Below are 11,260 nucleotides of genomic sequence, written 5' to 3' on the forward strand. Positions count from 1 at the left end.
CGGCCGGCGGAGAACCGGAAGCGCTTGCAAAAATCTTGGGCCGCCCCTTGGTCCGCGCCCGCGGGGATGGGTAAGAGAGAAACAGATACATCTACCCACGGTAGTCGGGAGAACACATATGGCTACTCCCATCGGCGCGAGCGCGCTCGTCGCCGCACTCAAGAGGGAGGGGCTCAGAGTCGTCGAAGTCGGCGGCTGGCGTACCCACAACCGCAACCACGTGGGCGCGTGGGGCCCGGTGCACGGCGTGATGGTCCACCACACCGTGACCTCCGGATCGGCGCGCACGGTCGAGATCTGCCGCAACGGCTACAGCACTCTGCCCGGCCCGCTGTGCCACGGCGTGATCACCAAGGACGGCCGGGTGCACCTGGTCGGCCACGGCCGCGCCAACCACGCCGGCTCCGGCGACGACGACGTCCTGCGCGCCGTCATCAACGAGACGCCCCTCCCCCCGGACAACGAGGCGAACACCGACGGCAACCGCCACTTCTACGGCTTCGAGTGCGAGAACCTGGGCGACGGCAGGGACCCCTGGCCCGCCGCTCAGCTGGACGCCATCGAGCGCGCGGCGGCGGCGCTCTGCCGCCACCACGGCTGGCGGGCCGAGTCCGTCATCGGGCACCTGGAGTGGCAGCCCGGCAAGGTCGACCCCCGCGGCTTCTCCATGAACACGATGCGCTCCCGCGTACGCGAGCGCCTGACCCACAGCCCTGGCTGGACCCGGGGTGAGGAGGACGACGTGCCGAACGTGATCGGCGAGTACCAGACCACCGACATCCGGCTCGCCCCCCGGAAGTGGACGACGCTCAGCATCAAGGGCACGGACATCCTGTCCGGCGCGACGCGCTACCAGGTGATGGCGCACCTCACCGCCGCGATCCCGCCCGGCTCCACGATCCAGGGCCGCTTCTACCACCTCCGGCCGGACGGCAGCCGCTGGGAGTCCGGCATCGTCGAGCGCATCGGCACCTCGGGGGACACGTTCGCCGACTTCCACCACTCCGGCAGCATCGCGCGGACCGAGAAGCTGCGCTTCGAGGCCGCCTACTACCCCGCCGACTCGTCCGACACCGGACCGGCCGTCATCTCCGTGTCCCGCCTGCGCGGCCTGTACTGGGACTGAGACGCCTCCCGGCCCCGTTCCGCGTACCGCCCGAAGACCCCGGCGCGGGGTACGGGCCCGGGGCGGGGCCGGGCGGGCCGGGCGGGCCGGGCGGGCCGGGCGGGCCGGGCGGGCCGGCTGAGAGAATCACCGCATGACCGAGATACTCCAGCAGGCGGGGAACTGGACGTTCGACGGCGACACGGTGCGCGTCGTACCGGGGCACCACAAGGGCGTGCACAGGCTGCGGAAGCTGCTCGGGGAGGTGGCGGTGCCGCTGGAGGCGGTGTCGGGGATCTCGTACGAGCCCGGCCGCAGGACGGGCCGGCTGCGGATGCGGCTGCGGCACGGCGCCGACCCGCTCCTCCAGGCCGCGGGCGGCCGGCTGCCCGAGGCGGCCGACCCGTACGCCCTGGAGGTGGAGCCGGACCGCTCCGGGGTCGCCGAGTACTTCGCGGACGAGCTGCGCAACGCCCTGCTGCTGGAGCAGGTGCCCGTCACCGAACCCTGCGACCGCTACCTGCTGCCCGGCCCGGCGGTGCCGCTGACGGTGCAGGGCACCGACGGCACGGCCTCCTTCGACGGGGAGCGCGTCCGGCTCGACTGGAACTGGGTGGCCGAGAGCAGCAAGACCTCCGGCGGCCCGCGGACGCTCGCCCTGCACGAGCTGCGGAGCGTGGAGTGGTCCCCGGCGATCGGCTGGGAGAACGGCTTCCTGCGGTTCCGGCCCACGGGCTCGCACGCCGTCCTCAAGCCCGACCACGACCCCAACTGCCTGGTGCTGTGGGGGGTCCGGCAGGCCAAGGACGTCAGCTCGGTGCTGCTGGCCGCCGCCGTCACCGCCCGGCTGCCGCACCCCTCGGCCGCCTCCGGCGCCCCCGCCCTGCCGGCCGCGGACGGCCCGCGCGCCGACGCGCCCCCGCCGCCCGCCGGGAGCGAGCCCGGTTCCGGGAGCGGGGACCCCGACCACGACGCCCTGCTGCGGCGCCTGCGCGAGCTGGGCGGGCTGCACCGGGACGGGGTGCTCACCGACGAGGAGTTCGCCGCGGCCAAGCAGGCGGTGCTGCGCCGCTTCTGACGGCGGAGGGGATGGGGCGGGGTGGGGCGAGGTGGGGCGGCACGCGCCGCGCCCGCCCCACCCCCTCCGGCCGGCCGGTCAGTCGTTCCAGGGCACCTGGGGCGAGCGCCAGTAGTCGATGCCCATCAGCTCCCAGCGCGGCCCCTGCTGGGCCAGCCGGGTGCGGTACGCCTCCCAGTCCAGGGCGGACGCCGGCGACCAGCCGAGTTCGGCGATGCCCGGCAGCCGGGGGAAGGCCATGAACTCGATGTGGTCGGTGGTCTCGATCGTCTCCGACCACAGCGGCGCCTCCACCCCCAGCACCGCCTCCTCCGGCACGCCCTCGAAGTAGCTGCCCGGGTCCCAGTCGTAGGACTGCCTCGCCTCGACGTAGCCGGCCCAGGCCAGGCCCAGCGGGGTGTCCTCGTCGTACTTCATGTCCAGGTACGAGCGGTTGGCCGGGGAGAGGATCAGCCGCGTGCCGTTGCGCGCGGCCTCGGCGACGTCGGCCTCCTTGCCGGTGGTGCCCCAGTACTGGGCTATCGCGCCCTCGGCGGGCTCGGCCCCGGTGAGCTGGTGCCAGCCGATGACGGTCTTGCCGTACTTCGCGACGATCCGCTGGGCGCGGTCCATGAAGGCGACGTAGTCCTCGTGGCTGGTCCGGTGGGCCTCGTCGCCGCCGATGTGGAGGTACGGGCCGGGGGTCAGCTCGGCGATCTCCCGCACCACGTCGTCCACGAAGTCGTAGGTCAGCTCCAGCGGTACGCACAGCGAGCTGAAGCCCACCTTGATGCCGGTGTACAGCGGCGGCGCGACGCCGTCGCAGTTGAGCTCCGCGTACGAGGCGAGGGCGGCGTTGGTGTGGCCGGGCATGTCGATCTCGGGCACGACCGTCATGTGCCGGGAGGCGGCGTACCGCAGGATCTCCCGGTAGTCGTCCTTGGTGTAGTAGCCGCCCGGGCCGCCGCCGACCTCGGTGCTGCCGCCGTACGTCGCCAGGCGCGGCCAGGAGTCGATCGCGATGCGCCAGCCCTGGTCGTCCGTCAGGTGCAGGTGGAGGGTGTTGATCTTGTAGAGCGCGAGCTGGTCGATGTAGCGCTTGACCTGGTCGACGGTGAAGAAGTGCCGTGCCACGTCGAGCATCGCGGCGCGGTACGCGTAGCGCGGGGCGTCGGTGACGGTGCCGCCGGCCACCTGCCACGGTCCGGGCCGCTCCTCGCGCGCCTCGACGTCGGCCGGCAGGAGCTGGCGCAGGGTCTGGACGCCGTGGAAGAGGCCGGCCGCCGCACGGGCCCGCACCACGACGGCCCGCGGCGAGACGTCCAGCCGGTAGCCCTCGCCGCCCAGCTCCTCCGGCCCGCCGAGCCTGAGCTGGATGCCGTCGGGGCCGGGCCGGGCGGTCACCGGCAGCCGGTGGCCGGTGGAGGGCCGCAGCAGCGCGGCCAGGTACTCGCCCACCTCGCGGGCCTCCGCGGACCCCTTGGGCACCCGGATCACGGTGCGCTCGCCGATCGTGTACGGCTCCCCGCCCGGGCGCACGGACGCCGGGGCGGGTATCACCTGGTCCAGCGGTCTCGGCCCGGCGGGAGCCGGGGCGGCGGGCTCGCCGGCCACCGCCGGTCCCGGCGGGACGGTGACGAGCAGGGCGGCGCAGAGCAGCAGGAGCCGGAGTCGCAGTGGTCTCACGGACTGTCCCTTCGGGCCGTGTCGCGGGGAGGTGGTGCGCACATGGAGCGATCGTCCGGTCACATGCGTACCGCGCGCCCTGCCGGAGGGTCAATGTCTAGACCACTTTTCGCTCCGACTCCACCCCTTGAACTCCGCTCCTGCCCGATATCGGGCAGATTTCTTGCGGAACGACGGGGGCGGACCTCAGTATCTACGGGTGCTCGAACGCCCCTCGGCCCATGACGACCTCGTGGACCACCTCGTCCGCTCCACGCCGCTCCGGCGCGGCGAGGCGGCCCGGGTGGTCCTGGACGTCCTGGCGTACTTCGACGAGACGGTCGAGGAGTTCGTGCGCCGCCGCCACCGCGAGCTGCAGGCCCGGGGGCTGACGAACCCGGAGATCTTCGAGCGGATCACGGCCGAACTGCCGCACCGCGCGGTGGCCCCGCCCGAGCTCTCCCTGCGTCAGCTGCGCCGCATCGTCTACGGCTGAGCGGCCGGCGGACGAGCGGAGGGGCGGGACGCCCGGGCCCCGAGCGCGGCCCGCCCCACCCCCGGCGCACCGAGCGCCGCGGAACGACACACCGGACGACCAAAGGACCCCGTATGTGCGGAATCGTGGGATACATCGGCAGGCGCGACGTCGCCCCGCTCCTGCTGGAGGGCCTCCAGCGCCTGGAGTACCGGGGCTACGACTCCGCCGGCATCGCCATCCACGGCAGCGGCACCGGCCGCGGCGCGGGCCTGCGGACGGCCAAGGCCAAGGGCCGCGTACGCGACCTGGAGGCGCGCCTGCCCCAGCGCTTCGCGGGCACCACCGGCATCGCCCACACCCGCTGGGCCACCCACGGCGCGCCGAGCGACGAGAACGCCCACCCGCACCGGGACGCCTCCGGCCGCGTCGCCGTCGTCCACAACGGCATCGTCGACAACGCCGACGAGCTGCGCGCGAAGCTGGCCGCCGAGGGCGTGGAGTTCGCCTCGGAGACCGACACCGAGGTCGTCGCCCACCTCGTCGGCCGCTCCGCCGCCCCGACGCTGGAGGAGCGGGTCCGCGAGGCGCTGGGCCACATCGAGGGCACCTACGGCATCGCCGTCCTGCACGCCGACTTCCCCGACCGCATCGTCGTGGCCCGCAACGGCTCGCCGGTGGTCCTCGGCATCGGCGAGCACGAGATGTTCGTCGCCTCCGACGTGGCCGCGCTGGTCTCCCACACCCGCCAGGTGGTCACCCTGGAGGACGGCGAGATGGCCACCCTCAAGGCCGGCGACTACCGCACCTACACCACCGAGGGCAGCCGCACCTCCGCCACCCCGACGACGGTCGAGTGGGAGGCGGAGTCGTACGACATGGGCGGCCACGACACCTACATGCACAAGGAGATCTCCGAGCAGGCCGACGCCGTGGACCGCGTCCTGCGCGGCCGGATCGACGACCGCTTCGCCACCGTCCGCCTCGGCGGCCTCAACCTCGACGCCCGCGAGGCGCGCGCGGTGCGCCGGGTGAAGATCCTCGGCTGCGGCTCGGCGTACCACGCGGGCCAGATCGGCGCCCAGCTGATCGAGGAGCTGGCACGCGTCCCGGCCGACGCCGAACCGGCCAGCGAGTTCCGCTACCGCAACCCGGTGGTGGACCCCGACACCCTCTACATCGCCGTCAGCCAGTCCGGCGAGACGTACGACACCCTCGCCGCCGTCCAGGAGCTCAAGCGCAAGGGCGCGCGGGTGCTGGGCGTGGTGAACGTCGTCGGCTCGGCCATCGCCCGCGAGACCGACGGCGGCGTGTACGTCCACGCCGGGCCGGAGGTGTGCGTGGTGTCCACCAAGTGCTTCACCAACACCGCCGTCGCCTTCGCGCTCCTCGCCCTCCACCTCGGCCGCATCCGCGACCTGTCGGTGGCCGACGGCCGCCGGATCATCGCCGGTCTGCGGAAGCTGCCCGGCCAGATCGCCGAGATCCTGGAGCGGGAGGAGGCGATCGCGGAGCTGGCGGCCCGGTACGCGGACGCCAGGTCGATGATGTTCGTCGGCCGGGTGCGCGGCTACCCGGTGGCGCGGGAGGCGTCCCTGAAGCTCAAGGAGGTCTCCTACATCCACGCCGAGGCGTATCCGGCCTCCGAGCTCAAGCACGGCCCCCTCGCCCTGATCGAGCCCGCCGTGCCGACCGTGGCGATCCTGCCCGAGGACGAGCTGCTGGAGAAGAACCGCGCCACGCTGGAGGAGATCCGGGCCCGCGGCGGCCGCGTCCTGGCCGTGGCGCACGCCGAGCAGGAGAAGGCCGACGACACGATCGTGGTGCCGCGCAACGAGGTGGAGCTGGACCCGATCCTGATGGGCGTCCCGCTCCAGCTCCTCGCCTACCACACGGCCCTGGCGCTGGGCCGGGACATCGACAGGCCGCGGAACCTGGCGAAGTCGGTCACGGTGGAGTAGGGCCGCGGGCGGAGCGGCGCCGGAAGCGGAACGGGCCGCCGCGCGGGCGGTCCCCTCGTCCGTGCCACCGGGCGCACGAGGGGACCGCCTCCCTGTCGCCGGCGTCGCCCATCGCGCCGGCGGCGGACCGCCCCGCGGGACCGTCACCTCCCGCACGGCGGCGTGCTGCTGCCTGTATGCCCGTCACAAGCGCACAATGCACCTCCGCACGGGGGTGGATGTGCCGACTCGCTCCCTCCCGGGGCGAGTTGAGGGGGCCTGCGCAGGCCGGTCCGCTACGGGATGACGACGACCGGGCGCCGGGCGCGGCGGGCGAGACGGCCCGCGACCGAGCCGAAGATCCGGCCGACGAGGCCGTGCGTGGAGCCCACCACGATGGCGTCGGCCTCGTACTCGCAGCCGACCTCCTCCAGCTCGTGGCAGATGTCGCCGCCGCGCTCGACCAGGATCCAGGGGACCTCGGACAGGTGGTCGGCGCAGGCCAGCTCCAGGCCGAGCACCTCGGTGCGGTGGTCGGGGACGTCGACGAAGACCGGCGGCTCGCAGCCCGCCCACACGGTCGTCGGGAGCCTGTTGGCGACGTGGACGATGATCAGGCCGGAGTCGGAGCGCCTCGCCATGCCGATGGCGTAGGCCAGGGCGCGCTCGCTCGAGGTCGAGCCGTCGAACCCCACCACGACCCCGTGCCGGAACGCCGGATCGCAGGAATGGCGCGTTTCGTCCGCCGCCTGGGGCGTCGCCGTCGGATCGGCGAGCCGCTTGCGGTCCGCGGGGTCGGGGATCTCGTGTCCAGCCATCGGTTACGTCACGTGTGCCTAGGGATACCACCTGGAAGCATGTTCCTCAGCCCATACCCCCCAGGGTACGACGGCACTCCCCCCTTGCCCAGAGGCTGCGGTCACTGTCGGTGCAGCATGCCGGAGCGGAAAGCGTTGCGCAATGCCCGGACCGCCCTCCGCACTCCCCCGAGACGTCCGGAACGCCCCCTTCCGGGCGGCCGTCCCGGCGTACCGCACGGTGACCGCGGCGCCGCTGCGGCGTTAGGCAGGACGTGTCCGGCTCCCCGACCGCCCCGGACTCCGCGCGCCGTGCCGCGCGGAGGGGCTCCCGCTCACGCCGCCCGACGTCCGGGGCCCGGCGCGCCGCCGCCGCCCCGCGAAGGGCGCGCCGTCACCCGCGCCGCGCCCCCCGCGGGGCCGGGACGGCCGGCCGGGCGGGCGAGGTCGTCCGCTGGGCGGTCTTCGGCTGCGCCCTGGTCCCCCCGGTCCTGCTCGCGTGCGGCTCCTCCGCGCTCGGCGCCGCCGGCACGGCCGCCGGGCTCGCCCTGGTGACCGCCGTCTGCCGCACCCTGCTGCGGCGCTCCGAACGCGCCTCCGCCCGCACTCCCGTCCGCACCTCCGCCCGCGCCCCCGTGCGCGCGGCCACCGGGCGGGCCGGGCCGCACCGGGGCCGCCACGGCCGCACCGGCACGGGGGCGCACAGGGGCGGACGGCGGTAGCGGCGGGCCGCTCCCCGGTGCGCGGCGCACCCCCCGGGAACCCCGGTTCTCCCTTTCTGAGCCCCTGCGCTTTTCGGCCAAGTTCCAGCCGTGGTACACAACTTGCCAGAGTCGGACCCGCGCACCGCCCACCTGGGCGGGGAGAATCGAGGCGAACGAGTGCACCCTCCGGACAGATGGCCGCGAAGCGAGGCGTTCTTCCCAGGGACGCCGTCGAGTGGAACGCTTCGTGATCGAATGCTTCACGCCAAGTTGTCATGTCGACATAGCGGTGAGTGGTGAACTTGTCCCGTCAGCCTCGACAGACACAGTAGATTCGATCTTGGCTAACCACGGCGGGGGAAACGTGCAGGACCGGAAGGACGCGACGACTGAGGGGGGCTTAGTTCCATGAACCAGGAGCCATCGCACGGCCCTGGGACGACGCGCAAGCTGGCCGCGCGCCGCCGCCGCGAGATCGTCGCCGTACTGCTCTTCGGCGGCGGCCCGATCTTCGAGAGCTCCATCCCGCTGTCCGTCTTCGGCATCGACCGGCAGGACGCCGGCGTCCCCCGCTACCGCCTTCTGGTGTGCGCGGGCGAAGAGGGACCCCTGCGCACCACGGGAGGCCTGGAGTTGACCGCTCCGTACGGCCTGGAGGCTCTCTCCCGGGCGGGCACGATCGTCGTGCCCGCCTGGCGCTCCATAACCCAGCCGCCGCCCCCGGCCGCGCTCGACGCCCTGCGTCGCGCGCACGAGGAGGGGGCGCGGATCATCGGCCTGTGCACGGGCGCGTTCGTGCTCGCCGCGGCGGGGCTGCTCGACGGCCGCCCCGCGACGACGCACTGGATGTACGCGCCGACGCTGGCCAAGCGCTATCCGGCGGTCCACGTCGACCCGCGCGAGCTGTTCGTGGACGACGGGGACATCCTCACCTCGGCCGGCACGGCGGCCGGCATCGACCTGTGCCTCCACGTGGTGCGCACCGACCACGGCGCCGAGGCGGCGGGAGCCCTGGCCCGCCGCCTCGTCGTACCGCCCCGGCGCGGCAACGGGGGTCAGGAGCGCTACCTGGACAGGTCTTTACCCGAGGAGATCGGCACCGATCCGCTCGCCGAGGTCGTGGCCTGGGCCCTGGAGCACCTCCACGAGCAGTTCGACGTGGAGACGCTCGCCGCCCGCGCGTACATGAGCCGGCGGACCTTCGACCGGCGGTTCCGCTCGCTGACCGGCAGCGCGCCGCTGCAGTGGCTGATCACCCAGCGGGTGCTCCAGGCGCAGCGGCTGCTGGAGACCTCCGACTACTCGGTCGACGAGGTCGCCGGACGCTGCGGCTTCCGCTCGCCGGTCGCGCTGCGCGGCCACTTCCGGCGGCAGCTGGGCGCCTCCCCGGCGGCGTACCGGGCGGCCTACCGGGCGCGCACCGGCAGGCCGGACACCGGCGGCGCGGGCGAGGAGCGCGCACCGGAGGGACGCGCCGACCAGACGGCGGCGGCCGAGTCCACCGCGCACGGCACGGTCCACGCCATGCGCGGCGAACGGGGGGACAGGGGGGACAGGAGCGACCGAGCGGACCGGCCCGTACGGGGCGACCACGGCAAGCCGGATTCCGACACCTACACCTCACGCCTGCCCTCCCAGCGGGGCCGTATGCCCGGCCGGGCCCCGTAGGCTGGTACGCATGAACGATCGCATGGTGTGGATCGACTGCGAGATGACCGGGCTCTCGCTGTCCGACGACGCTCTCATCGAGGTGGCCGCGCTGGTCACCGACTCGGAGCTGAACGTGCTCGGTGACGGGGTGGACATCGTGATCCGCCCGCCCGCCGAGGCGCTGGACACCATGCCCGACGTCGTGCGCGCGATGCACACCGCCTCCGGCCTCCTCGACGAGCTCGAGGGGGGCACCACCCTGGAGGACGCCGAGCGGCGGGTGCTGGAGTACGTCAGGAAGCACGTCCCCGAGCCCGGCCGGGCCCCGCTGTGCGGGAACTCGGTCGGGACCGACCGCGGCTTCCTGATGCGCGACATGCCGACGCTGGAGGACTACCTCCACTACCGCATCGTCGACGTCTCCTCGGTCAAGGAGCTGGCCCGGCGCTGGTATCCGAAGGCGTACTTCAACAGCCCGGAGAAGAGCGGCAACCACCGGGCGCTGGCGGACATCAGGGAGTCCATCGCGGAGCTGCGCTACTACCGCGAGGCGGTCTTCGTCCCCGCGCCCGGCCCGGACTCGGAGACGGCGCGGAAGATCGCGGCCCGGCACGTGCAGCCGGCGGCGGGCTGAGACGCCCCGGGGAGCCACACCCGAGAAGGGTGCGCGGGCACGGTCGACGACCCTGTACACTCTTATCGGCCGGTGCGGAAAGCACCACGAGCACCGGTCATGGTGGGTATAGCTCAGCTGGTAGAGCACCTGGTTGTGGTCCAGGATGTCGCGGGTTCGAGTCCCGTTACTCACCCTGGTCGCCGAGGGCCCGGTCCGGATACGGACCGGGCCCTCGGCGCGTGTGGCGCCGGTCGTCCGCGCCGGTCGCCCGCACCGGCCCGCGGCGGCCGGTGCGGACGCGGCGGGGTCACAGCAGCTGCACGCCCCGCCGGGCGAGGTAGGCGACGGGGTCGACGTCCGAGCCGTAGCCGCGCTTGTTGCGCACCTCGAAGTGGAGGTGGGGGCCGGTGACCCGGCCGGTGGCCCCGGAGGTGCCCACTCTGCTGCCCGCCTTCACCCGCTCCCCGCCGCCGACCGAGATCCGCGACAGATGGGCGAAGAGCGTGTAGTGGCCGTCGTCCATCCGGATCGTCACCGCCCTGCCGTAGGCGCCGGCCTCTCCGGCGAAGACCACGGCGCCGGAGCCGACCGAGTAGACGGGGGTCCCCACGGGCATCGCGAAGTCGATGCCGGTGTGGTGGCCCGCCTGCCAGTCCCCGGGGATGCCGTAGGGCGCCGACACCCGGTAGTTCCCCGCCACCGGCCGGGCCCAGTGCCCCAGGAGCGAACCGGGTTCGACCGAGAAGGACGCGGGGACCGCCTCGCCGCCCGGCGCGCTCCGCGCCCCTCCCGCCAGGAACGGGACGGTTCCCAGCGCCGCCAGTGCCGCGCCCCGCAGCACCAGACCGCGCCGGTTCGGCGTCCACTGCTGACGTCCACCCTGCGTAGCCATCGTTCTGACCTCCCATTCGGCGGTGCCATAGATGTGAGGACACGTCAGTCACGGCCTTCTCGCATCTCCGCGACGGCTCTCCGGGCCGCCGAACGGCGTAGCGCCGCCCGGGTCCGGACGTGTGAACCCGCGTGCCGCAGCGCACGGTTGCGGTTCCGGGCGGCAGATCGCGCGACAATCCCCGTACAGGTGAATGGACTAAACCAGCCCGGCGGGGTGCCGCCGCCACGGCGGCGGACGCGGCGGCCCGCCGGACGCGCGGTCACCTCCCGGATCCGCCGGTGCGTTCCGTACGGGACGGCGCCGGCGGCGGACACAGGGAGGCGCCGTGGCGGACGCGGACCGAAGGGGCCTGCCCG

Annotated in this window: 9 protein-coding genes, 1 tRNA gene and 1 pseudogene; 8 read left to right on the forward strand and 3 right to left on the reverse strand. The window is 73.8% G+C overall.

Going from position 1 to position 11,260, the window contains the following annotated elements:
* Window positions 1–118: 118 nt before the first annotated feature.
* Together QC029_RS07515 and QC029_RS07520 are read left to right on the forward strand one after the other, a co-directional pair.
* Window positions 119–703, forward strand: a pseudogene (locus QC029_RS07515) (N-acetylmuramoyl-L-alanine amidase); the annotation flags it as partial.
* Window positions 704–1,259: 556 nt separating this feature from the next.
* Window positions 1,260–2,183 (forward strand): DUF4429 domain-containing protein, encoded by a 924-nt coding sequence (locus QC029_RS07520; protein WP_279554678.1) that lies wholly within the window; start codon window positions 1,260–1,262, stop codon window positions 2,181–2,183.
* Window positions 2,184–2,261: 78 nt separating this feature from the next.
* Here the strand turns inward: QC029_RS07520 and QC029_RS07525 are convergent, their stop codons facing one another.
* A complete protein-coding gene (locus QC029_RS07525) occupies window positions 2,262–3,776 on the reverse strand; it encodes a beta-N-acetylhexosaminidase (protein WP_279554721.1) in 1,515 nt (504 codons plus the stop codon).
* Between the two features lie 271 nt (window positions 3,777–4,047).
* Here QC029_RS07525 and QC029_RS07530 point away from each other — a divergent pair, with 271 nt between their 5' ends.
* Both QC029_RS07530 and glmS read left to right on the forward strand, forming a co-directional pair.
* The gene (locus QC029_RS07530; protein WP_279554679.1) at window positions 4,048–4,323 is read left to right on the forward strand and encodes a hypothetical protein; all 276 of its coding nucleotides are present in this window, start codon (window positions 4,048–4,050) and stop codon (window positions 4,321–4,323) included.
* Window positions 4,324–4,436: 113 nt separating this feature from the next.
* A complete protein-coding gene (glmS, locus tag QC029_RS07535; RefSeq protein WP_279554680.1) occupies window positions 4,437–6,263 on the forward strand; it encodes a glutamine--fructose-6-phosphate transaminase (isomerizing) in 1,827 nt (608 codons plus the stop codon).
* A gap of 275 nt (window positions 6,264–6,538) precedes the next feature.
* Here the strand turns inward: glmS and QC029_RS07540 are convergent, their stop codons facing one another.
* Window positions 6,539–7,060: a universal stress protein gene (locus QC029_RS07540; RefSeq protein WP_279554681.1), complete on the reverse strand. Its 522-nt coding sequence runs from the start codon at window positions 7,058–7,060 to the stop codon at window positions 6,539–6,541.
* Between the two features lie 254 nt (window positions 7,061–7,314).
* Between QC029_RS07540 and QC029_RS07545 the strand changes: the two genes are divergently transcribed.
* The 4 genes from QC029_RS07545 to QC029_RS07560 all read left to right on the forward strand — a co-directional run bounded on the left by QC029_RS07545 (window position 7,315) and on the right by QC029_RS07560 (window position 10,202).
* Entirely contained in the window at window positions 7,315–7,761 is a 447-nt protein-coding gene (locus tag QC029_RS07545; protein WP_279554682.1) for a hypothetical protein, read from the forward strand.
* Window positions 7,762–8,151: 390 nt separating this feature from the next.
* Window positions 8,152–9,411, forward strand: coding sequence for a helix-turn-helix domain-containing protein (locus QC029_RS07550; protein ID WP_279554683.1), 1,260 nt, complete (start codon window positions 8,152–8,154; stop codon window positions 9,409–9,411).
* A gap of 10 nt (window positions 9,412–9,421) precedes the next feature.
* A complete protein-coding gene (orn, locus tag QC029_RS07555; RefSeq protein WP_279554684.1) occupies window positions 9,422–10,027 on the forward strand; it encodes an oligoribonuclease in 606 nt (201 codons plus the stop codon).
* 102 nt (window positions 10,028–10,129) lie between these two features.
* Window positions 10,130–10,202: transfer RNA gene (locus tag QC029_RS07560), tRNA-His, on the forward strand.
* Between the two features lie 114 nt (window positions 10,203–10,316).
* On the opposite strand, the gene QC029_RS07565 is transcribed toward QC029_RS07560, so the two are convergent.
* Entirely contained in the window at window positions 10,317–10,901 is a 585-nt protein-coding gene (locus tag QC029_RS07565) for a M23 family metallopeptidase (RefSeq protein ID WP_279554685.1), read from the reverse strand.
* Window positions 10,902–11,260 lie beyond the last annotated feature (359 nt).

Source organism: Streptomyces sp. DH37 (assembly GCF_029813835.1).
Lineage (GTDB): Bacteria > Actinomycetota > Actinomycetes > Streptomycetales > Streptomycetaceae > Streptomyces.